This window comes from uncultured Adlercreutzia sp., from assembly GCF_958431955.1.
Classification (GTDB): Bacteria; Actinomycetota; Coriobacteriia; order Coriobacteriales; family Eggerthellaceae; genus Adlercreutzia.
The window spans coordinates 1-22767 of the sequence record NZ_CAUASN010000039.1; the positions used below are offsets into that span (position 1 = coordinate 1).

At 66.0% G+C, this 22767-nt stretch carries 22 protein-coding genes; 18 read left to right on the forward strand and 4 right to left on the reverse strand.

Translation table 11 applies throughout. The features are described 5' to 3' along the window. The 3 genes from ccsA to Q5064_RS09895 form a co-directional block, all read left to right on the forward strand. A partial coding sequence (gene ccsA, locus Q5064_RS09885; RefSeq protein ID WP_302964282.1) for a cytochrome c biogenesis protein CcsA occupies positions 1-502 on the forward strand: 502 nt, incomplete at its 5' end. Between the two features lie 69 nt (positions 503-571). Next, the gene (locus Q5064_RS09890) at positions 572-763 is read left to right on the forward strand and encodes a CcmD family protein (protein WP_302964284.1); all 192 of its coding nucleotides are present in this window, start codon (positions 572-574) and stop codon (positions 761-763) included. 158 nt (positions 764-921) lie between these two features. Then, the gene (locus Q5064_RS09895) at positions 922-1341 is read left to right on the forward strand and encodes a DUF454 family protein (RefSeq protein WP_302964287.1); all 420 of its coding nucleotides are present in this window, start codon (positions 922-924) and stop codon (positions 1339-1341) included. Here Q5064_RS09895 and Q5064_RS09900 read toward each other — a convergent pair. Continuing rightward, positions 1338-2789, reverse strand: a complete 1452-nt coding sequence (locus Q5064_RS09900) for an ATP-binding protein (protein ID WP_302964288.1) — start codon at positions 2787-2789, stop codon at positions 1338-1340. The two genes, Q5064_RS09895 and Q5064_RS09900, sit on opposite strands and share 4 nt — an antisense overlap. 204 nt (positions 2790-2993) lie before the next feature. Here Q5064_RS09900 and Q5064_RS09905 point away from each other — a divergent pair, with 204 nt between their 5' ends. From Q5064_RS09905 to Q5064_RS09935, 7 genes are all read left to right on the forward strand, one after another. After that, positions 2994-4043: a peptidylprolyl isomerase gene (locus tag Q5064_RS09905; RefSeq protein ID WP_302964291.1), complete on the forward strand. Its 1050-nt coding sequence runs from the start codon at positions 2994-2996 to the stop codon at positions 4041-4043. Between the two features lie 114 nt (positions 4044-4157). Further along, the gene (locus Q5064_RS09910) at positions 4158-4769 is read left to right on the forward strand and encodes a Crp/Fnr family transcriptional regulator (protein WP_302964293.1); all 612 of its coding nucleotides are present in this window, start codon (positions 4158-4160) and stop codon (positions 4767-4769) included. 269 nt (positions 4770-5038) lie between these two features. Beyond that, complete coding sequence (locus Q5064_RS09915) at positions 5039-6832, forward strand: molybdopterin-dependent oxidoreductase (RefSeq protein WP_302964295.1); 1794 nt, start codon at positions 5039-5041, stop codon at positions 6830-6832. After that, positions 6816-7631, forward strand: coding sequence for a molybdopterin-dependent oxidoreductase (locus Q5064_RS09920; protein ID WP_302964298.1), 816 nt, complete (start codon positions 6816-6818; stop codon positions 7629-7631). Before Q5064_RS09915 ends, Q5064_RS09920 begins: the two co-directional genes overlap by 17 nt. 161 nt (positions 7632-7792) lie before the next feature. After that, positions 7793-8071, forward strand: a complete 279-nt coding sequence (locus tag Q5064_RS09925; RefSeq protein WP_302964301.1) for a molybdopterin-binding protein — start codon at positions 7793-7795, stop codon at positions 8069-8071. 29 nt (positions 8072-8100) lie between these two features. Then, positions 8101-8529, forward strand: a complete 429-nt coding sequence (locus Q5064_RS09930) for an FMN-binding protein (protein WP_302964304.1) — start codon at positions 8101-8103, stop codon at positions 8527-8529. 28 nt (positions 8530-8557) lie between these two features. Next, entirely contained in the window at positions 8558-9544 is a 987-nt protein-coding gene (locus tag Q5064_RS09935) for an FAD:protein FMN transferase (RefSeq protein ID WP_302964306.1), read from the forward strand. A gap of 125 nt (positions 9545-9669) precedes the next feature. Here the strand turns inward: Q5064_RS09935 and Q5064_RS09940 are convergent, their stop codons facing one another. Continuing rightward, positions 9670-10794 carry a DUF5692 family protein gene (locus Q5064_RS09940; RefSeq protein ID WP_302964307.1) on the reverse strand — a complete coding sequence of 375 codons (1125 nt, stop codon included), beginning with the start codon at positions 10792-10794 and terminating at the stop codon, positions 9670-9672. A 321-nt stretch (positions 10795-11115) separates the two neighbouring features. On the opposite strand from Q5064_RS09940, the gene Q5064_RS09945 reads away from it, so the two are divergent. From Q5064_RS09945 to Q5064_RS09955, 3 genes are all read left to right on the forward strand, one after another. Continuing rightward, complete coding sequence (locus Q5064_RS09945; RefSeq protein WP_302964310.1) at positions 11116-11646, forward strand: FMN-binding protein; 531 nt, start codon at positions 11116-11118, stop codon at positions 11644-11646. Further along, positions 11639-13483, forward strand: coding sequence for an FAD-dependent oxidoreductase (locus tag Q5064_RS09950; protein ID WP_302964312.1), 1845 nt, complete (start codon positions 11639-11641; stop codon positions 13481-13483). The genes Q5064_RS09945 and Q5064_RS09950 overlap by 8 nt, the downstream gene beginning before the upstream one ends. A gap of 61 nt (positions 13484-13544) precedes the next feature. Next, a complete protein-coding gene (locus Q5064_RS09955) occupies positions 13545-14330 on the forward strand; it encodes a hypothetical protein (RefSeq protein WP_302964313.1) in 786 nt (261 codons plus the stop codon). On the opposite strand, the gene Q5064_RS09960 is transcribed toward Q5064_RS09955, so the two are convergent. Together Q5064_RS09960 and Q5064_RS09965 are read right to left on the reverse strand one after the other, a co-directional pair. Next, on the reverse strand, positions 14327-15265 hold the full coding sequence (locus Q5064_RS09960; RefSeq protein WP_302964315.1) for a MarR family winged helix-turn-helix transcriptional regulator: 939 nt from the start codon (positions 15263-15265) through the stop codon (positions 14327-14329). The genes Q5064_RS09955 and Q5064_RS09960 overlap by 4 nt on opposite strands. Before the next feature lie 187 nt (positions 15266-15452). Further along, a complete protein-coding gene (locus Q5064_RS09965) occupies positions 15453-16442 on the reverse strand; it encodes an FAD:protein FMN transferase (RefSeq protein ID WP_302964316.1) in 990 nt (329 codons plus the stop codon). Between the two features lie 139 nt (positions 16443-16581). Here Q5064_RS09965 and Q5064_RS09970 point away from each other — a divergent pair, with 139 nt between their 5' ends. From Q5064_RS09970 to Q5064_RS09990, 5 genes are all read left to right on the forward strand, one after another. After that, the gene (locus tag Q5064_RS09970) at positions 16582-17394 is read left to right on the forward strand and encodes a UTP--glucose-1-phosphate uridylyltransferase (protein ID WP_302964317.1); all 813 of its coding nucleotides are present in this window, start codon (positions 16582-16584) and stop codon (positions 17392-17394) included. 508 nt (positions 17395-17902) lie between these two features. Continuing rightward, positions 17903-19216, forward strand: a complete 1314-nt coding sequence (folP, locus tag Q5064_RS09975) for a dihydropteroate synthase (protein WP_302964318.1) — start codon at positions 17903-17905, stop codon at positions 19214-19216. Then, the gene (locus tag Q5064_RS09980) at positions 19216-20055 is read left to right on the forward strand and encodes a biotin--[acetyl-CoA-carboxylase] ligase (RefSeq protein ID WP_302964319.1); all 840 of its coding nucleotides are present in this window, start codon (positions 19216-19218) and stop codon (positions 20053-20055) included. The genes folP and Q5064_RS09980 overlap by 1 nt, the downstream gene beginning before the upstream one ends. An 88-nt stretch (positions 20056-20143) precedes the next feature. Continuing rightward, positions 20144-21646, forward strand: coding sequence for an MATE family efflux transporter (locus Q5064_RS09985; protein WP_302964320.1), 1503 nt, complete (start codon positions 20144-20146; stop codon positions 21644-21646). A 165-nt stretch (positions 21647-21811) separates the two neighbouring features. Beyond that, a complete protein-coding gene (locus Q5064_RS09990; RefSeq protein ID WP_302964321.1) occupies positions 21812-22456 on the forward strand; it encodes a biotin transporter BioY in 645 nt (214 codons plus the stop codon). Positions 22457-22767 lie beyond the last annotated feature (311 nt).

Here is a 22767-nt window from a genome sequence, read left to right on the forward strand (position 1 = left end):
CTACTACGCGGTGCGCTTCCTCATGACGAAGAACCGCCGCTTCGACACCTGCTCGCGCATCTGCCTTGAAATCGCGCTCTTGTTCGTGGTGCTCACCATGATCACCGGCGAGATGTGGACGCGCTTCGAGTGGGGCGTGTGGTGGAGCTGGGAGCCGCGCCTGACCACCTACCTCATCCTCATGCTCATCGTGATCGCCTACTTCGTGCTGCGCAGCTCGGTGGACGAGCCTGAGCGTAAGGCCACCTTCGCGGCCGTGGTGGCCATCATCGCCACCATCGACGTGCCCATCTGCTTCATGATCACGCGCCTTATCCCGTCTTCCATCCACCCGGTGGTGCTGCGTGAGGGCGGCATGAGCCCTGAGATGGGTATGTGCGTGGGCCTGTGCGCATTGGGCATGCTGCTCGTGGGCTTCGCCCTGTATCGCACCCGCTTCAACCAGGTGCGTCTGACCGAGCGCGTGGACGCTCTCAAGGAAGCCCTCGACGACGAGCGCTAACGGCGTCGTCGTTCCGCAATCCCGCACTGTGCGCTTCCATCCGTCGCGCACCGAGAGAAAGGCCGAACTATGAATCCCATTCTTGCCGACATCTACTCCACCATCCTGCCCTCCGCCCCCTACCTCATCGCGGCCTACGCCCTGCTGTGGGTGGCCCTGCTCGCCTACGTGCTCGTCATCTTCCGCGGCACGAAGAAGGCCGAGGCCCAGCTCATGCTGCTGGAGGAGGCCGTGGCCGACCGCACAGCGAAGGGCGAGTAGCGCTTCCACCTCCGCCGGGTGCTCGCCATCTCGCGCGAGCGGCCCGAAACGGAAGATCTTTCGAGCGGCATCACCTGAGGGATATAGTCCGTTCAGGTGATGCCGCTTTTCTGCGGGCCCGATAAGCTGGGGAGTACCATCGAGAAAGAGGGGGCGCAATGCCGAAGGTGTTGAAGATAATGGTGCTCGGCTTCGCGTGGCTGTGCGTCGGTGCGGCTGTCGTGGGCATCTTCGTGCCCGTGCTGCCCACCACGCCGCTGCTGCTTCTGGCCACGTTCCTGTTCGGCAAGTTCTCGCCGCGCTGCCACGCCATCATCACCAAGAGCAAGGTGTACCGCTCCTACGTGGTGCCCTTCAAGGAGGCCGGTGGCATGCCCGTGAAGGCGAAGATGCGCATGCTGCTCATCTCGCTTGCGGTGCTGGCCGTATCGGCCGCTCTCGTGCAGAAGCCCGTGGTCTGGGGCATCCTGGCCGCGGTGGCGCTGTTCCTCGTCTACCTGGTGACCGTGCGCATCCCCACGGTGGGGGAGGTCGCCGTGCCGAGTGCCCCCGACACCGAGTGGGAGGCCGAGGCTTAGCCGAGGAACCACTTCCAGGCGGGGACGATGTGAATGGCTCCCGCGTTGCTCTCCACTGTTCCCTCCTCGCGCAGGGTCACGACGGTGCCCTCTGAGATGCCCGTAGCTGCCATCGCGGCTGCGAGAGATCCGATTTCGCGCTCGCGAGTCTTGTCGGCATGCATGGATGCGCTCGCTTGGATGAGGGCATAGGGCTCGGCGGCCAGGGCATCGCCGAGGAGGAAATCCACCTTCTGCCGCCGCGGCCCCGGCGCGGTGTAGGAGGTGATAGCCTCGGTGCGTCGCCCCGCCATGCGCCGGCGAAGCTCCAGGTACACGGCAGTCTCGAATCGCTTGCCGATGTCCTGCTGGTTGGCGCGGGATACCGCATAGCTGATGCCCGGGTCGATGGCATATATCTTCGGCAGGACGGTCGATTGGGGTTTCAAGGACACGCGGTACTCCTCGACACGCAGGAGCAGGAACGCTTGTTGGAGCAGATCGACGATGTGATCGGCCTTTTCCCAGTAGATTTTGAAGCCAAGTTCCTTGAAGCTTTCCACGAGCTGGTTAATGGAGAACTCGCAGGCGGTGTTGCGCAGACCATAGAGGGCGAACTGGTTGGCCAGCCGGATGTCTTCCCGTCCGAGGCGCTCGGCGACATCGCGGGCTACGACGTCGCGGGCGTAGCTCTGCAGTATCTCGATACGGTCTTCGGGCAGTCTATTCTGAACGCCGGGGAAGCCTCCTTCTACAAGGTAGCGGTCGAACAGCGATTCGAGGGCGGTTCGCTGTTGGGGGGAGAAGGCATCGCGGGCGTCGTCGGGTACTGGAACACTCTGGAAGCGGCAGAACTCCCGAAACGACAGCGGAAGCATCTCGTGGGCATGGGATCGGCCGCGGAACTTGGTGGCGATCTCCTCCGACGAGAGCTTCGAGGACGAACCCGTGATGACAAGCGTCACCGCCTCGTTCTCGGCGAGGCGCTGGCAGGTGCTCTGCCACTGCTCGACCTCTTGCACCTCGTCGAGAAAGAGGTAGCACCCCTGCTCTCGGGCTTGGGGCGACTGGCGCCAGAATTCGTCTACGACATCGGCCATGACCGTAGGTGCGGCGGGAAGCAGCCGGTCGTCGGCGAAGTCGAAGTAGAAGAGTCGGTCACGCGGGACGCCCTCCTCCAAGAGCTGCGCCATCTTTTGGAAGAGGTAGAAGGTTTTGCCCGAGCGTCGCATGCCGGTGATGATTTCGACGAGGTTGAACCGCTTCGGGCGGGGGAGATCCCGGATGATCTCCTCGCGCCGCACGAAGGGTGGCAGAGGCTGGTTGAGCGATTCCCGTACCAGAGCTGCGATGTTGTCCATGACCCCTCCTCGGTTCATCTTCTCAAAATTTTTGAGAAGATAGTAGCATAACTTCTCAAAAATTTTGAGAAGTTTGCTACTTCCTTTGACAGGAGAGAATGCTGTCATTGCGGCTTTCATGCTGAGGGAAGCGAGATTAGCCGCTCTCTTTTGTCGCCTAGGCGACAAGGGAACGGGCTTCTCGTTGACAGACAGGGATGCATCCTTTTCCCACAATGCGAGATCGGGTATGCGGGCCGCGCTCTTCGGGTGCGGGCCCGGAGGGTCGGGCCCCTGCAAGGCGGGAGCCCTGCATTGAGTGAAGGGATGGCCATGAGGCACGTGATGACGAGAAGGACGGCTGTGAAAATGGGGTCGTGCCTGCTCTGCGGAATGCTGGGCTTGGGGACTATCGCGGGATGCACCGCCCTCGAGGCGGTCGACGAGGATGCGGTGGCGGCGACGTTCGATGGCGAGGCCATCTACGAGCGGGATATCACCGAGGAGGTCCGCGTTGCGCGCATCAGCCAGAACCTCGAGGACGACGAGGCCTGGGCCCGCTGGCTCGGTGCGAACGACTACGACGCATCGGTTATTCGCCAGCAGGCGATCAACGCGATTGTCGGCGACATGATCATCGAGCACGGCGCCCACGAGAGGGGGATCGAGATCGATGAGTCAGCCGTCGACGAGGAGTGGGAGCAGGCGAAGGCGCGCTACGGATCGGAGGAGGGGCTTCAGGCCGCCCTCGATGCGCTCGGTATGACGCGCGAGCGGTACCGCAACGAGATTCGCCTGTCCTTGGAGAACAAGGCCCTGCGCGAGACCTTCGCCGATGATGCGCCGCCGACCGACGAGGAGCTGCTCGCCTACGCCCAGCTCCAGCTGCCCGGTTTCAACGGGGCTCGCCGCTCCTCGCAGATCCTCTTCAAGCTCGAGGACAAGGAGCTCGCCCAGGAGGTGCTGGAAAAGCTCAAGGTCGGCACGTTGGATTTCGCCGACGCGGCGCGGGAGTACTCCGTCGACGGCACGGCCGAGGCGGGCGGCGATGTGGGCTGGGACTGCCTGGTCGATTTCGTGGACGAGTATGCCGAGCCGCTGAAGGAGCTGGCGGTCGGCGACCTGAGCGACCTGGTCGAGAGCGATTACGGGATCCACATCATCCAGTGCACGGATGCCTACGAGGCGCCCGAGGAAGTGACCTCAACTAAGGATGTTCCCCAGGAGTTCCTCGATGCCTTCGCACAGGATCTGCGCGACCAGAAGGAGCAGGAGGCCTTCAGCAACTGGTATCTCGGCTGCCAATCGGCGGGCAACCTGGTAATCCACGACATGCCCGCCGGGCTGCCCTACGATGTGGAGCCGGTAAAGGAGGCATCCTAGGCGCCCCGGCGCGTGGGCGCTGAGAAACCCGCTCTCCTCGGCGCCTTTGCGCCGAGGGGCCGAAATGGGCTATGATGGCGTTGGGTTTACGGGGGAGTGACTTTGGAGGAGATCATGGAACACCAGTGCCCTTATGCCGACAACGCCTTTTGCGCCGGCCTATCCGGCGAGCAGCGGGCTGTGCTCTGCCGGCGGTGTCATGTGCGCAAGTACACGGCTCGCCAGCAGTACGACACGGCCTATTGGACGAAGGGGCCGGTGCTGCTCGTCGACGGCCTCCTGCTCATGGGCAACGACCTCTCGCCGTCGGACGAGACGTTCCGCTCGCGCGAGTACGCCGAGCCGGGCGGGTTCGTGACGCTCGGCGACGTGGTCATCCCGGCGCACGACTACCCCCAGATCAACTCGATGCTGTGCATGACCGATTGTCAGCTCGCCCTGTTCGACAGCGCTGATTTCGACGAGTTGTACCGGACCGACATCGATTTCTGCCATCAAGTGATGAGGACTGTTACGAGGGGCTGGGGGCTCGCCGAGGCGCATCTGGTGGCCGATACGGCCGCGAGGAAAATCGAGCTGTTCCTGAAATTCTGCGCCCGGAACGACTTCCCCCGCTTCACCCACGAGCAGATAGCCCTGGCGTGCAACTTGAGCCGCCAGACGGTGACGAAGACCCTGGGGGAGCTTTTGCGGGAGAACTCCCGCCTCTACGACTGCATCGCCTAGGGGCGGCGCACTTCTCCCACCGAGCACGGCGCCCTTGTCGCGTAGACGACAAGGGCGCTGTCGCGTAAGGGACGGCAGAAGTGTCGCCCGGTGAGAAAAAAGCAGTCGGTGCCTTTGCTGCGCTTCCTCCTCATCTTTTTCATACTAAGGCCACGGGCGCGAATGTGCGCGCCGAAGGTCGAGATCGAGAAGAAGAGAAGGAGGATGAAGATGAGAGGTCAAAAAAGGTTCTCACGCTGGCTATCGCCTCGGTGCTCGCTTTGGGAACCATGGCCGCCTGCAGCACCCAAGAGGGTGCGGGCGACGCCTCTCCCGGCGATGAGGGAAAGGCGACCCAAGAGCAGGCACGCGCGCTCACGCCGCAGGAGGACATGCTGGAATCCCAGGGAGTGAAGATCATTCACAGCGAGCATTCGGGCATTGTCCAGCAGCTCGAGGACGGAACCCAGATCATGCTGGCCCCCGAGTACATCAAGCAGAAGGGCATGTTCGGCCAGCATTACGAGAGCGGCGAGGGTGCCGAGGGCAACGCGAGCGAGCGCAACGACGAGCTGGCCATTGCCGGCACGGGCTTTAGCGAGGTTGACTACAACGTGGACGTGCTGCACGCCGACGAGCGCGGCTGCAACGCCTGCCATGTGAGCCTGCTGGATGCCCTCAACGAGTTCGATCCGGAGCACTCGGGCATCTCGACGGGCGACGCGTGGCTCGATGTGAAGGCCATGACTGTGGACGTGTGCATCGCCTGCCATACCAACTCGATCGAGTTCGCGCAGAACATCCCCGATTTCGGTGAGATGATCCACACCATGCACGGCACGGTGGCGGGCGAGGAGAAGGCCACGTGCTTCCAGTGCCACGCGACCGTCAAGCACGGCTATGACGAGGAAAAGTACCAGGGCGTGAAGAACATGCTCGGCCAGGACCACGTGAGCGCCCCGACGGAGTGGGAGCTGTGGGAGCATGTGAAGTACGACCAGATGCACGGCATCGCCAACATCCCCAACGCCACGGGCGAGTTCTCCTACAGCCAGGACGAGATCACCCCGCGCGACCAGCTGTTCAACGAGACGTGGCTGGCCTACTCGAGCGCCGAGATGGCCGAGGTGGCCGGTCAGCCGGTGGGCGATCTGGGCGAGGCCTTCAACTCCATCGACGAGGAGAAGAATGAGCAGCTGCGCAACGAGATCTTCGACAACTGGGATTTCGGCATCAAGGGCTGCGTGAACAACCCCCAGCAGTGGAAGCTGAAGGATCTCATCCAGCAGGCCACTGACGCGGGTGTGGTGAAGACGGTCACCATGAAGGAGCACTGCGGCATCACCAAGCTTGGCGGCTGGCAGATCGGCCAGGTCGAGGTGACGGGCGTGCCGGTGTCCTGGCTCGTGGAGCAGGCCGGCGGCTACACCCCCGACGCCAAGTGGATCGATGGCGAGAGCCTCGACTCCTCCGAGATCGACGGCCTGAACATGGGCCGGTTCATCGGATCGACCCCCATCGACTGGAACTACGACGTCATGGTGATCTGGGAGATCAACGGCGAGCGCCTCGACTGGGCCCAGGGCTTCCCGCTCCAGCTGTGGGTCGGCGCTGCGGCGGCCGATGCGTACATGAAGCAGCTCGTGAGCATCGACATCACCAACGACGAGACCCGCATGGGCACCGATACTACCGAGAAGGCCATGTGCATGGGCCCCATCCAGTATCCCGGCTACGGCGGTGTGAAGGCCAACGCAGCCATCCTGAACACCTACGACGGCCAGGTGGTCGAGGCGGGCAAGCCCTACACGTTCCACGGCTATCTGGACGGCTGGTACGAGACGGTCGGCGGCATCAAGGTGTCCATGGACGGCGGCCAGACCTGGACCACGTTCGAGACTCCCAACGACGACCCCCAGCGTTGGGTCACCTGGGACTTCACCTGGGAGGTTCCCGAGGGTAACGCGGCCTACGTGCTCGACGTGAAGCCCTTCCTGAAGGACGGGTCCGAGACGGTCGACTCGCTGAGCGTCATGATCAACGCTGTTGAAGGAGGTGTCGTCGAAAATGCAGGCGACAAGTAAGAAGATCATCGGCACCGCCGCCGGCACCATGCTCGTGCTGGGCTCCCTCGGCACGACCGCCGTGGCTCCCGTGCAGCAGGCGCTTGCCGCAGACGGCGACGCGACGGCCCGAGAGGCGGTTCAGGCCGATGCAGGCACCCAGATGGTGCAAGACTCGGTGGTGCGCGGCACGTTCACGGCCACCCAGACCCAGACGGCCACGGCCGAGGTGATGAAGAACCTCTTCCGCAACGTATCCGCCATGCTCTGCAATACGAGCCTGCACGAGGAGGCGGCGTCGGCGGCCGAGGTGCCCACGGACGCCATGGAATGGGAGTTCTCCGTTTCCGGCGAGGTGCGCAATCCCTACCATGCCGTGATCGGGGATCTGGTGGACGACGAGGACGGCGTGCAGCAGAAGATCATGGGCTGCACGTGCATGGGCAACCCCTCCGACGGGCGCGCCATCGCCAACGCGGAGGTGACGGGGTTGAAGCTCCAGGCGCTTCTCATGGCCGCCGCCCCCACGGCCGATGCCAACGCCGTGGTGTTCACGTCCTCCGACGGCTACAGCCAGACCGTGCCTTTGTACTACCTGCTCTCCCACAACGTGGTGCTGGCATACGAGGTTGCCGGCGAGCCCGTGGCGGACTCCATGGGCGGCGTGGTGCAGCTGTGGATCCACGGGGCTTCGGCCAACTACTACGTGTCCAACGTCACGTCCATCGAGCTGGTCTCCTTGCCCGAGACCCCCGATGACCCCAGTGAGTCCGATGCCTTCCAGAACAGTCCCAACGTGACGGTGCTGGAAGCCGCGTAAGAGCCCGCTTCCCATCCTCCGGGTCGTCCCGGCTCGGAGGGTGGGCGCGCAAGGCCGCAGGGCGTCTCCCCTTAAAGCCCTGCGACCTTGCGCGCCCAGAAGGGGAGCGCCGAAGGAACGGCGCTCGCCGCGGGCGCAGACGGATCGGAAAGGATGAGGCTATGATCGGGACGATCTTCGGCGAGGTTGGAGCGCCGGTATCCATCAAGGGCGTTGCCGGCGACTACGGGCGCGCGATCAGCGCCGTCGAGTTCAGCCTCGACGACGGGGCGCACTGGACGCGCTACGCCGTCGAGGAGCAGGAGCCGGGTCTGAACACCTACTGGTCCTTCACCTACACGCCCGAGCGCGCCGGGGCATACCGGATGCTCGTGCGATCGGTGAACGACCGCGGCGAGGCGAGCCCCGAGCCCGCCGTCATCCCCCTGTCCGTCGCTTAGGAACCGCAGGCAAAGAGTAAGGAGCTCATGTGAGGAAACAGTTGATGCGCGGCGCGGCGTCCGGGGCGCTTATGCTGATGATGGTCCCGTCGGTGGCGATGCTCGGATGCTCCGGCACGTCTGCCGCAGGAGACGGCGCAGCCGATGCGGGCGCGGCGTTTACCGGTAAGGGCGAGGGGAAGGGCGGCACCATCGAGGTGACCCTGACCGTCGACAACGGCCGCATCGTGAGCGTCGATGAGATTATCGGCGAAAAGGAATCCCCCAACCACGGCCAGGTGCCCATCGAGGACGGCACTTTCGCCGAGCAGATCATGGAGGCCCAATCCGCCGATATCGACGGCGTTTCCGGGTCGACGCTGACCACCGACGGCGTGAAAGAGGCGGTGCAGGACGCACTGGACCAGGCCGCCGATGCCCAGGGCTCGTCGGCCGGCGCCGATGCGGGCCAGAAGTAAGACGCTTCCTTCCGTTGGGTTCCCGAACATGAACGATCTCCCCTCCTCTCCGGTGATTTCGATTCCTCCCTCCTCATGTTCGGGAACGGTAGAGGGCCGCTTCCTCGCGTTCAACACCGTCATCGAGACGAAGATCGTGCTCGACGACGGGTTGGATGCCGCGGAGGCGGCCCTTCTCGTTGAGCAGCTGCGCGCCGAATGCGAGCGCTACGAGTCGCTGCTCTCGCGCACCCGTCCGACAAGCGATGTGGCGCGGCTGAACCGGAGCAGGGGTGATTTCGTGCGCATAGAGCGCGCCACCTGGGAGGCGCTGCAACTGGGCTGCTTCTACAGTGCCCAGAGCGCGGGCTATTTCGACATCACCATGGGCGCGCTGACGCAATTGTGGGACTTCCGCCGAAAGACCGTGCCCGATGAGCGGGCGGTTGCGCAGGCGCTCGGCCATGTCGGCTGGGGGCAGCTGGAGTTTCTGGATGCCGACGGCTGCTACCTCGTCCGCAAGATCGATCCCGAGCTGCTCGTCGATGTGGGCGGCTGCGCCAAGGGATACATCGCCGACCGGCTCATGGAGCTCCTTGCCCGGGCCGGCGCGCGAAACGTCTATTTGAGCCTCGGCGGGAACGTGGCGGTGCGCGGGACGAACGAGCGGGGGCGCCCCTGGAACATCGGCGTGCGCAACCCCGCCGGCCCGGGCGTGGTGGGCACGGTGCCGCTGACGGCCGGTTCCCTGGTGACAAGCGGGGTGGACGAGCGGTATTTCACGCAAGGCGGACGCCGCTACCACCATATCCTCGACTGCCGAACGGGCCGTCCCGCCGAAAGCGACGTGGCCAGCGTGACGGTGATATCGGGACGCTCGAGCGACGGCGACGGGTTCTCGACGGCCCTGCTGTGCATGGGCTTCGAGCGGGCGGCTGCCTTCGTCGAGGAGCGCCCGGAAATAGAGGCGGTGTTCGTGCTGGCCGACGGGACTGTGCGTTCCTCGTCGGGCGCGGTCTTCGCGCCCCGCGGCTGATCGCGGCGCAGTCTCCTTCCGCTTTCCCGTGCGCTGTGGGCGCCGGGTGTTTTTTGCTCCCTGCAAAAGAAAGAGCGGGTCCCTTGCGGGGCCCGCTCTCAGGGGAGGCTTGCCTGCAGGCAGTGCTACTTGCGCTGCGGGGTCTCGATGTCCTTCTCCACGGCCACGTACACGAAGCCGGGCTTGCCGTCGGCGGGCAGGTCGTTGTAGGCCACCATCTCGGCGATCTCGGCCGGCGTGGCGCTCGCGGGCTCGGTCTCAAGCAGGTAGGCGGTGTCGGCGCGGCGCTCCATGGCCTCGCGGAAGTCCTTGGTGCCCACGAACACTTCCTGCTTGTAGGGGTTCACGCCGAGCTTCTTGGCGCGGTACATGATGTAGGCGAAGGCGGCGATGTTGGCGCCGAGGGCCAAAAGCGACACGACCAGGTTCACGTTGGGGTTGTTCACCGAGTCGGCGGCGAAGATGGAGTCGTTGGCGAACATCGGCACCATCTGGCAGAACATGCACCACATGGACAGCGTGAAGGCACGGTTCTGGATCCAGCCGCCCTTGTTCCAGATAAGGCCGGCGATGGTCGGGGCGAGCAGCAGGGCCACGCCGCAGTACCAGGAGTGGGTCGGCAGGTTGTTGTAGGTGTAGCAGAAGTTCCACAGGTCGTAGGCGATGATGAACACCCAGGTCATATCGGGCCACAGCATATCCTGGCGCTTCTTGGAGATGTAGATGCCGAACCAGCCGGTCATGCACGCGATGTTGATGATGCCGGCAATGCCGTTGAACACGTTGTGCCAGCCGCCGTACAACGTGACGCCCTCGGAGGACACCCAGGTGGTGCCGAAGGCGCGGAAGGCGCTCTCGAAGTCGCTCACCACGGCGATGAGGATGTTGATGGCCACGATGATGAAGGGGAAGGCCTTGAACCAATGGGCCCGCCCGATCTTGCCCCAGGAGAACTTGAGCATCATGAAGCCGATGCAGCCGGCGGTGGCGGCGTACACCTTGGCGTAGTGGAACCAGCTGTTCATGTCGGTGTGGGTGGGGTTGGTCAGCGCCCACTCGGCGCCCATGGCCGCGCCGATCTCCACGGCGAGGCAGTAGACGGTCATGACGCCGCACACGCCGAAGAACATGAAGCAGCCGCCGAACTTGGTGCGGCGAGCGAACTCGTTCAGCAGAATGAGCAGGACGAGCACCATGGCCAGACCGAGCCATTGGTAGAGCGCATTGGGACCGTACACATCGAATAGCATGGGTATCCCTCCTTAATAGATACCGATCGGGCAAGCTCGCCGCGCCTGGACCGGAGACCCGCAGTGTCCAGTCCAGCCGCGGTGGCTTCGCAAGAGACCTTGCAATCGCTGGTGACTACCATACTCGTCCTGCTATCTTCAGTCAATATCCATAAATTATCAGTTTGGTAGTAATTGACGGAATGAAAAACTGTGTCAATATAACCTTGATACACAGGGAAAATGCTGATATGCTCCGATCAAATAATTTCATGAATGAAAGTAAAAGAAAACTTTCATGAAGAAATATCAGTCAAACAAGTCGGAATGATCGGAGGGATTATGAACGGAGTGAAAACCACAGCGGCCCTCGGGTGCGCCACGGTGCTCACCTTCGGGCTGGCCGGCTGCGGCGCCTCGTTCGAAGGATCGGGGTCGAAGGACGCGGCCTCGGCCGAGCAGCTGGCCCAGCGCACCGAGGACCCGTGGGCGGCCGAGGTGGTGGCCGATGGTGCGGCTCGGGCCGAGGGCAACCTGCGCGACGGCGTGTACACCGGCTACGGCCGCGGCATGGAGGGGTGGATCAGCGTGACGCTGCTGGTGGACGACGGGCGCCTGACGTGCCTGGAGACCGCCCAGGACGGCGAGAGCCAGAGCCGCGGCGGCTACGAGGCCATCCGCGACGGCGTGTACGCCGAGATGATCGAGGCGGCCCAAGGCCCCGACATCGATGCGGTGGCCGGGGCCACCATCACCACGGCCGGCGTGAAGCAGGCCGTGGAGGACGCGCTGGCCCAGGCCGCCGCCGAGGATGCGGTGGCTGCCGCGGCCGATGCCACGACCGCCGAGAAGGAGGCTGGTAGCCATGAGTAAGCTCAACCAGGGCGCGGGCCTCTCGCGCCGCGACTTTCTGACCGGCTCGGCCCTGGCCGCCGCTGGTGCGGCCGCGGCGGGGCTTCTCGCCCCCGAGGCTGCCCTTGCCGCGAGCGCCGAGCGCCGCGGCGACTGGACGCGCGAGGGCGATCCCGTGGCCGCTTCCGATCCGAGTGACGTCACCAACGCGGGCGCCGCCGACGGCACCTACCGCGAGCACGACGCCGCGAGCTTCCCCGCCAACGACGCCACGCCCATTCCGCCTCGCGCCGTGCCCGATACGTGGGACTACGAGTGCGACATCTGCGTGGTAGGCGCCGGGGGCGGCGGCCTGAACGCCGCGGCCCGCGCCGTCGAGCTGGGAGCCGACACCATCTGCGTGGAGGCCATGGGCCTTCCCGGCGGCAACGCCCAGGAGGCGGGCATGTGCGGCATCTTGGGCGGCTACTCCGGCCAGGAGGAGAAGAAGTTCGCCTTCCCGAGCTATCCCTTCTCGCCCCAGGCTCTCACCGACTGGGCCATGGACGAGTACCACTACGCGGCCGATCCGAAGCTCATCTACAAGATCGCCTCGGAGGGCGGCAAGAGCCTCGACTGGATGGCCGACTGCGGCGTGCACTGGCGTCTGGGCGAGGTGCCCGTGTATGTGGCGCCGAAGCGCTCGACGCTCGACCACCACGTGCTGAAGATGAAGGACGCCACCGACGCCATGTACAACTACGCCAACCAGCACGGCGTGGACTTCCACTTCCAGAGCCCCGCGGCGGCGCTTGTGCAGGATGACGACGGGCGCATCGTGGGCGTCGTGGTGAACGAGGACTACGGCGACGAGAAGTACATCCACGCCAAGCGCGCCGTCATCCTCACGGCCGGCGGCTTCTGCAACAACAAGGCGCTGCTGGACAAGTACATCCCCACGGCGGCCATGGGCTGCGCCTCCAGCTACCTCACCGCCGGCGAGACCGGCGAGTGCTTCCGTATGGGCCTCGGCGTGGGCGCCGACGTGTCCGGCTTCAACAGCTCGGCCTCCTTCGACGGCGGCGTGGACTGGCAGGCCGAGGGCGGCACCTGGGCGCGCTTCCTCTACGACGGCATGACCCAGCTCTCGCGCCAGCCGTGGCTGACCATCGACCGCTGCGGCAACCGCCTGCGCTACATGGACTCGCGCGTGGGCGAGGACGGCGCGAACGCCATCTACGCCCTGGGAGATCTGGCCACCATCCAGATGACCCCTCCCGGCCACCGCTCCTACATTATCTTCGACGCGAACTACGAGGACCATCTGGCCGGGTTCGCCCAGGAGCACTGCCGCAAGCTCATCACCCCCGACCTCGAGCAGATTGAGAAGGTGCCCGAGCACTATCGCGACTGGCACCACGGCGTGCAGGACGCCATCGACGCCGACGTGCTGAAGCGCCGCGACACCCTGGAGGAGCTCGAGGCCGATCTGGGCCTGGCCGAGGGCGTGCTCACCGAGGCTGTGGCGAAGTGGAACGAGGCGTGCGAGCGCGGCGAGGACGACTTCATGTACCCCATGCCGCCCGAGTGGCTGCACAGCATCACCACACCGCCCTTCTACGGCTGCCGCATCGGCGGCAACCTGTACGGCACCAAGGCCGGCCTGCTCATCAACGACCAGATGCAGGTGATGGGCGTGAGCGGGCGCGTCATCCCGGGTCTGTACGCCGGCTGGCACACCGCCGGCGGCGCCTGCGGCGAGAACAGCTACATCGGCGATCCCATCCTGGGTTCGCTCATGGGGGACGTGGGGCTCGCCTTCTGCGGCGGGTATCTCTGCGGCACCTCGGCGGTGGAAAACGAGATGGGCGAGGCCTAAGGGCGCTCTGGGAACGCGCGGGGCAGGACGTCCCGCGGGATTGCTTCGGAAGGAGCTGACTATGAACGATATAAAAGCAATGGCGCGGCCGTTTCTCACGCTGTACGCCATGGCGCTCGTGATAGCGATTCTGGCCCGCATCGGGCTTACCGTGGCCGGGGGCACCGGCGTGCTCGCCTTCGATTACATCTCTGCTTCGGGCGTGCCCATCCTGGATGTGATCTGCTCCATCCTCACGGGCTCGGCCTTCGTGGCCTTCCTGTTCGCGGCGGGGCTGGCGCTCGTTGTGTCCACGGCCGGCGCGGTGCTCTACGCGGTCCTCGCGGCTCGCGGCGACGGGCGGGCGCGCCCCGCGACTGCGTTTCTGTGGGGCTGGGCCACGGCGCTTGTGGCCATCGTGTGCCTGGTCGTGGTGGTGCTCGGCATCCTGTCGGCCGTGCAGGTGGGCTCTATGAGCTCGAAGCTGCCGGGGCTGCCCACCATCGTGCTGGGCGTTATCGCCTTTGCGGCCTTCCTGGGCACGCTGCTCGGCGCGGCGTCGATGGTGGTGTGCGCTTGCGTGGCCCGCGCTCGCGCCGGGCACTCCCTGGCGGTGGGGCTCATCGTGGCCTGCGCGGCCTGCGGCGCGGTGGTCATGGTGCTCACAGTGGGCACCTTCTCGGCCCTGAACGTGGCGGCGGTGAGCCTGCCGGCGCTCGGCGGCTGGGTGGCGGCCGACCTGGTCGCGAACCTGGCCCTGCTCTTCGGCGCCGCGGCCTACATCGGCAAGCTGGAAGGCGCCTCCGCGCCGAAGGGGGCCGCGAAACCGGCGGCAGCCACGGCCGTAGCGCGAGGCGAAATACCCTAGATTTCCTGGAGCAGGTCGTAGGCGGCCTGCTCCTTTGCTTGGCGCTGGGCGTCCAGGTCAGCCACGACGACATGCCCCACCTGCTCGATGGCCTCGCGCTGGCCGGCCGTGAGGTTGGCCCACAGCTTCGTGGCCGCCAGCTCGTTCACCGTGGCGCCGATGAGGAAGCCCTCGTAGACGCCCTCGTCGGTGAGCGCCACGTAGACGGCCTTCTTGTCCGCGGGCGACTTCAGCCGTCGGGCCCAGCCGCGCTGCACGAGCCGCTCGATGGCCCGGGCGGCGTTCACCGGCGACATGCGGAGCGCCTCGGCGAGCGCGCCCACGCGCTCGGGGCGGTCGGTCTCGCCGAGGCGCTGCACGATGCGGCACTCGTTGAACGAGGCGCCCGTGGCCTCGCGCAGGGTACGCTCGGTCTCCGCGCGGATGAGCTCCACCGACACGAGCGAGCGCGAGGCGGGGAAGCGGCTGGCCACCTCGGCATTGAGCGGTGGCTCGATGGCGGCGCCGGCGGCCACCGCGGCCTCCAGGATGGTGCGGTAGGTGGGGTTGTCGGTGGGGAAGTTCGCGTACAGGCTCGCGACGAGCGACTCGTTCACCGTGGCGATATGGGCGCGCCCCGCCTCGGTAATGGCGAGAAAGCGCGTGCGCCCGTCGGATTTGCCCGCATCGCGGGTGGCGTACCCGCGCGATTCCAGCGCGTCCACCGCCTGGGTGATCACGTTGGGCTTCATGCCCAGAAGCTTCCCCAGCTCGCCCTGGCTGATGGCCCCGTTGGCCTGCAGAAGCTTCGTGAGCACCCGGTACTGGGTGATGTTCAGCTCGCTGGCGGCGGCCAGCCCCTGGCGCAGCGTCTCGTGGGCCATCTCGAAGGCCACGAAGTAGGTGGAGTCCAGGTTGAACTTGTCCTTGGAGGGGGTGGGGCGCGTCTCGGTCATGGAAATCCTCGCTTATCGCCGCCGTCGAGCCGGCGAGCGTCAGATAGTTCACTACTGTAATAATTATACTGCGCAGAGTGCATGCGACGGAGGCTTGCAGGGCAAACAGCCATAATTTGGCCAGAAAAGCCGTTTTTGGTGCAACAGTTGCAGCGGCGAACGTGGCGGTTGCGGGCTCTGGGCGCTTTTAGCCGCGTGCCGGGGTGATCGTGCCCGCGCGGTCGATGAAGAAGGCCTGCTCGATCTCGGGGTGCCGCCGCGCCAACGCGAGGCCCCGTTCCAGCCCGAGGGCCAAAAGCGTGGTGGAGAAGCCCTCGGCGTCGATGGACTTCTCGCAGATGACGGTGACGCCGGCCACGTCGGTTTCGGCGGGCATGCCTGTGCGCGGGTCGAGGATATGGTGGTAGAAGGTGCCGTCGGGCGCGGTGAAGCAGCGCTCGTAGATGCCGCTCGTCACAGCCGAGCCGCGCGCGAGGGGCACGGCCCCGATGAGCTTCTCCGGCTCGGCGGGGTTGCGCACGCCGACGTTCCACGGCTGGCCGTTCGGCTTGGCGCCGCTCACGGCCACATTGCCCCCGAGGTTCACGATGATGCCCGAAAGCCCATGGGCCTCCATGGCCGCCACGAGCGCGTCGGCGATCCATCCCTTGGCGATGCCGCCCGCGTCCACGGCCGCCGCCGGATCGGCCAGCTGGGCGAAGCAGCGGCCGTCCTCCCGCCACAGCCTCAGCTGGCGCCAATCCACGTGGCGCACCGCCTCGGCCAAGGCGGCGGGGTCGGGCACGGTGCCCTCGTGGAAGTTCCACAGGCGCACGCCCGGCCCGACGGTGATGTCGAAGGCGCCCTCGCTGGCCTCGCAGTAGGCGAGCGCGCGGGAGAGCAGGTCGAACGTGAGCGGGTCGATGGTCACGGCCGCGCCCTTAGCGCCGTTGATGCGCGCGATGTCGGAATGGGGCAGCGTGCGGCTGAACAGCCGCTCGTAGATGCGGCAGAGCGAGCGAGCCTCCTCGAAGGCCGCCCGGCACGCTTCCGCTTCCCCGTAGGCCTCGATGTCGATGACGGTGTTGAACGCGAGGAACCGCACGCCCGCGGGCTTGCCGCCTTCCGCCTCGTGCCACTGGGCGAAGTCCTCGTCGGGAATGGGGTCGCAGGCGCCCTCGTGCCCGGTCGTGCGCATCGGCGACGCCTCCTCCGTTAATTGTCCGCTGCTGGTTTCCATGGGCCCAGTATAGCGCACATCCTGTAGTATCATGGGCCGACGCACACGAACGACGGGGGCGGCCGCCGCCCTCCCCGACAGAGAGAAAGGCGCTCACGTGAAGGCTCTCATTCCCGCGGCGGGGCTCGGCACCCGCTTTTTGCCGGCTACCAAGGCCCAGCCCAAGGAGATGCTGCTGGTGGTGGACCGCCCGGCTATCCAGTACGTGGTGGAGGAAGGGCTCGCGTCGGCGGCCGACGAGGTCGTGATCATCAACAGCCGCGAGAAGAAGGCCATCGAGGACCACTTCGCGCCCAACCCCGAGTTGGTGGCGCTTCTGCGCGAGCGCGGCAAGGACGCCTATGCCGAGGCCGTGGAGGCCGTGGGCAACTACCCGGTGAGCTACGTGTACCAGGAAGAGGCGCTCGGGCTGGGGCATGCGGTGCGCTGCGCGGCCGAGAAGACGGCCGGCGAGCCCTTCTACGTGCTGCTCGGCGACGTGCTCGTGCCCGACAACCAGATGCTGCCGGCCATGCAGGCGGTCTCCGATGCTCATAACGGGGCGAGTGTCATCGCGGTCATGCCCGTGCCCGATGACCAGGTGAGCCGCTTCGGCGTCATCGCCGGCGCCCCGGTGGCCGACGACGTGTGGAAGGTGGACGCGCTCGTGGAGAAGCCGGCGCTCAAGGACGCTCCCAGCAACCTGGCGGTGTTCGGGCGCTACCTGCTCTCGCCGCGCGTGATGGAGCTTCTGGCCGACATTCAGCCCGGCGTGGGCGGCGAGATCCAGCTCACCGACGCGCTCGATGCGGTGCTCGCCGAGGAGGAGATGTACGCGCTCATCGTGGATCCGGCCGACGGCTTCGATACCGGTACTGTGGAAAGCTGGCTCGAGACGAACAACATCTTGTTCCAGCGCAAGAACGGCTAGGCGACTCTGTTCCGTTTCGGCCCCGTTCCCTCCGGCTGCGTCGCGGTCGCGGGGCGGGGTTGTTTTTCTGCCGTGATGGGCTTTGGATGCAGGTTCGACAACATGTCAGCAGCGGTGCTATTATGAGGAATTGCCGCTGTGTTCCCGCTGATGGGAATGCGCCTCATTTCTGAAGAATAGCTTAAAGATGACCCTTTGAATCCACAAGTTCCCCACCTTCACGTCATAGGGAATTCAAGGGTGGTTGTTATACTGACGCCAGCAAGTGAGACATCCCCCTCCGATCACTTGCCTGCTTTGTCTCTGAAAAGCAGAACGCGGCTCTTGCGAGAGTCGCATCCCCCCTCCTTCTGGCCCGGCGGCCCCCTCCGCCGGGCCGCTTCTTTTTTCGTGCCCGAGCGACGCAGGGCCTTGCACGCGGGCCTTTCGCCCGAATCCCAGCGCGAGGCGGCGGGGTCGGCATTACACTGGTCGCTTAGGCTGGCGAGAGGAAAGGCATTCCCCCTACATGATTTGGCACTGCGGTCGCTTCGACTTCGATACCTCAACGCCCATCATCATGGGCATTTTGAATATGACGCCCGATTCGTTCTCCGACGGCGGCCAGTTCGCCGACGACGCGGCGGCCGTCGAGCGCGCCCTTGAGATGGTGGGCGAGGGGGCGGCCATCATCGACGTGGGCGGCGAGTCCACGCGGCCCGGCTCCGATCCGGTGGATCCCGAGACGGAATGGGAGCGCATCGGCGGCGTCATCGCCGAGCTCGCCAAGCGGGAGCTATGCGTGTCGGTGGACACCCGCCATGCCGAGGTGGCAAAGCGCGCCCTGGCCGCCGGCGCCTCCATCGTGAACGACGTGTCGGGCTTCCGCGATGCGGCCATGGTGGACGTGGTGGCGAAGAGCGGCTGCGGGTGCGTGGTGATGCACATGGCCGGCGAGCCGAAGACTATGCAGGATGATCCCGTCTACGACGACGTGGTGGCCGAGGTGCGCGATTACCTGGACGAGCAGGCCCGCGCCCTGGAGGCAGCCGGCGTCGACCACTCGCGCATCTGCATCGACCCGGGCCCCGGCTTCGGGAAGACCCCCAAGCAGACCATCGAGCTCATGCGCAACTTGCACGAGCTCGTGCATGTGGGCTACCCGGTGATGGTGGCCGCCTCGCGCAAGAGCTACGTGGGCTACGCCTACAAGATCGACGAGCCCCGCGAGCGGGACGTGGCCTCGGCCGCCGAGGCGCTGCTCGCCTGCGAGCTGGGGGCCTCGGTGGTGCGCACGCACAACGTGGCCATGACTGCCGCGGCGCTGAAGGATCTGCGCCCCGCCGTCATTTTGGGAATCGGCTCCAACGTGGCCCTCGTGGCCGAGCCCGGCGAGGAGACCGAGGCGAAGATCGCCCAGATCAACCTTGCCGTCGGGCAGCTGTGCAGCCTGCCCGATACCCAGATCATCGATATGGCCCCCTTCTACGAGAGCGAGCCGGCCTACTTCGAGGACCAGGATGCCTTCGTGAACACCGTGGTGCTCCTGCGCAGCGGGCTGCCGCCCAAGGAGCTGCTCGGCTACCTGCACGGCATCGAGAACTCGCTCGGGCGCGTGCGCGAGCGCGAGAACGGCCCGCGTACCCTGGACATCGATATCGTGGACTACCAGATGTACGTGGCCTGCGACGACGAGCTCACGCTGCCGCATCCGCGCGCAGTCGAGCGCGACTTCGTCGTGAGGCCCCTGCTGGACATTCTGCCTGGATGGGATCTGGCCGACGGCACGCCGGCAGCCTCGGTGCCGGAAGATGCGCGCGTGGGGAAAGCGAGGCGATTGTAGTGAAGCTCACCGTCGTCGACGAGGTCGCCTCGACCAACGAGGTCGTGAAGAACGCCCTGCGCGAGGGCAAGGCCGAGGGCCTGGTGGTGCGGGCGCGCCGCCAGAGCGGCGGCTACGGGCGCCAGGGCCGTTTCTGGGACAGTCCCGAGGGCGGCCTGTACATGTCGCTTCTGCTGCGGCCCGATGTGGCCGGGGCGGGTCTGGCCACGCTGAGCCTGGTGGTGGGCCTGTCGGTGCAGCGCTCGCTCGCCGCGATGGCCTCCCCCGCCTTCGAGGACGGCATCCAGCTGAAATGGCCCAACGACGTGGTGTATATGCCGGCCGAGTGCGAGCGGGCCGACGAGTACCGCAAGCTCTGCGGCATTTCGCTCGAGGCCTGCGGGGGAGGGGTGTGCGTGGGCATCGGCATCAACGTGTTCCCGCCTGCCATCGCCCAGCCCGTGGAAGGCCGCAACGTTCCCGCTTACCTGACAGACCTCATGGTCGCTCCCGGTGCCGCCCCGGGCACCACGCTGACCCAGGCGGTCGCGGCCCTGCCCGAGGACGAGCGCGCCGCTCGGCGCGAGGAGGTCATCACCGACGTGCAGCGCGAGGTGCTCGCCCGCGTGCTCGTGGCCTACGGCCGCTGGCGCGAGCTCGGGTTCGCCCCGTCGATGCCGCTCTACGGGGCCGCGTCGTTCCTCGATGGCCGCTGTCTGCGCATCGAGAACGCCTCGGGCGAGACCGTGGTAGAAGGCGAGGGCGCCGGCGTGGACGAGCGCGGCCGTCTGCTCGTGCGCGCCGCCGACCGCATCGTGCCCGTATCCTCCGGCGAGGCCCACGTCGTCCCCCTGCCGTAAACGGCTGGAAGGGGCTTTTGGCCGCTTGGGTCTTGAGGGGTTCTTTTCGCGTACTACAATGGTCATGCATTGAGAAAGGTACGTGAATATGACTGACGACAAGATGCGTGCGCCGCACGGCGCGCCGGCTGCGGCCGCCTCCGACCCGCGCGGCGAGGAGCTGCACGCCCGTTCGGCGGGCGATGACAAGGTGCTGCGCATGGGCACCGCTTCCATCCCGAAGCTTATTCTGGAGTTCGCCATCCCGTCGGTGGTGGGTATGCTCATCAACGGCTCCTATGCCATCATCGACTCGGTGTTTCTGGGCCACGCCGTAGGCGAGATCGGCCTGTCGGCCATGACGGTGGCCAACCCCATCATGGTGGTGTTCATGGCCATCGCCATGCTCGTGGGCAACGGCGGCAACGCGCTGGCGGCTCTGCGTTTGGGCGAGGGCAAGCGCGAGGAGGCCGAGCGCGTGCTCGGCAACGTGGTGTCCTTAAGCCTCGTTATGGCCGTGATCGTGGCGTTTCTGGGGTGGTTCCCCGCCTCCACCGACTGGCTGCTCAGCCTGTCGAGTGCTACCGACGAGGTGCGTCCGCACGCCACGGTGTTCATCCAGATCATCTGCACGGGCTTCATCCTGCAGTGCATCGGCCTGGGTGTGAACAACTTCATCCGCACCTGCGGGGCGCCCAACCGGGCGCTCGGCACCATGGTCATCGGCCTGGTGAGCTCGGTGGCCTTCAACTTCCTGTTCGTCATCGTGCTGGGGTGGGGCGTGGCCGGCAGCGGCCTTGCCACCGTGCTCGGCTGGGGTTGCTCCTGCGTGGCGGTGCTGTGGTACTTCTGCGGGCGGGCTGACGTGCCTATGCGCCTGCGCCTGTCCACCATGGGGCTGCGCCCGCGCATGGACGGCGCCATCGTGGCCTACGGCTTCCCGAGCTTCTGCGTGCAGGCCGGCATGGCGGCGGTGAACTTCGTGCTGAATTTCCAGCTGGTGAAATATGGCGCGCTCTCGCCCATCGGTGCCGACGACGCGCTCGCCACCATCGGCGTGGTGCAGCGCATCGCGCAGTTCTCCATCATGCCGCTCGTGGGCATTTCCATCGCCCTGCAGCCGCTGCTCGGCTTCAACTACGGCGCCCACAAGGTGGATCGCGTGCGCAAGACGCTGTGGTACGGCATCGGGGCGGCCACGACCATCTCGCTGCTCATGTTCGCCCTCGTGCAGCTGTTCGCCGCGCCCATCGCGCACGCCTTCGGCATCAAGCACGACGGCCTGGTGGACTTCACGGCCTTCGCCATACACTTGCAGTTCCTCATGCTGCCCTTCGTCGGCTTCCAGATCGTGAGCGCGAACTACTTCCAGGCCACCGGCCAGCCGGTGAAGTCCATCTTCCTCACGCTGACGCGCCAGATCCTGTTCCTGCTGCCGCTTCTGTACGCCATGCCGCTGTGGCTGACCGCGGTGGCGCCCCAGTACAACGGGCTGGACGCGCTTCTGTTCGCCATGCCCATCGCCGACTTCCTCTCCATCTTCACGACGGCCCTGTTCATCGGCTGGGAGATGGTGCGCCTGCGCAGGCTCGCCCGCGCGTACGCGCAGTAGGGGAGACGCCGGCGAGGCAGACCGAGGGGTGATGTCTTTCCACCATTTTTATGCACTTGCACAAAAATGGTGGAATCGCTTCCCGTTGGCCGCTTTGGGCGGAACAGGGGAAGGGGTGGAATTTTCCGTGCCGTAGTATCTCCTTCGTCGAAAGGAGAAATGACCATGGAAACGGTACGCACGAAAACAAGCGCTTCGGCGCGCACGCGCTCGGTGGCCTTCGTGGGCCTCGCGATCGCCATCATCGCCGTCTCGGCTTGGGTGACGGTGCCCTTGGGGCCGATACCCTTCACGCTTCAGATGTTCGCCGTCACCTTCGCCATCGTGGTGCTTCCGCCGAAGGAGGCCATCGCCGCCATTGCGGGCTACCTGCTTCTGGGGGCCGTGGGTGTGCCGGTGTTCTCGGGTATGCGCGGGGGCATCGGCGTTTTGGCCGGTCCGACGGGCGGCTTTTTGTGGGGCTACCTGTTCGGGGTGGCCGCGGCGGCGCTGTTTCTGTACGTGGTGCGCACGAAGCTCGGCGTGGCCGGGGGCAAGGGCGCGCCCAAGCTGACGCGGGCCGAGGCCGCCGCGCTCTCGCCAGGTCGCCGCGCGGTGCTGTTCGTGCGCAACTTCGGCGTGGATATAGCCGCCGGCATCATCTTCACGGCCATCGCCTACGTGTGCGGCTGCGTCCAGTACATGGCGGTGGGCCAGGTGGATCTGGCCACGGCCTTCCTCACGGCGTGCGCACCCTTCATCGTGGTGGACCTCTGCAAGATCGTGGCCGCCGTCGTCTGCGCCGACGCCGTTCGCGCCGTGGTGAAGTAGGTCTGTCCGACGAGGTCGTCCGGGCACGGCTGCGGGGCAAGGGCGCCGTGCTCAGACAGTCCTCGCTTTGGAGAACAGCCCGCTGGGCTGTTCTCGTCGCTGCGGAACTGCGCGCGGACCCTCGCCCCGCATCCGCGCCCTGCTCGGCCAAGGTTGAGCGTAGAGGGCCGCGGGGTGGTGCTCACCAAGCGAGTTCCGCAGCGAACAGAACAGGACTAAACGTCCTGTTCTGCCGAGCGAGGACTGTTTGAGCGACTGAGCACCACCCCGCGGCCCGATCTCGGGGAGATGCGACAAAGAAGGAGGCTCCC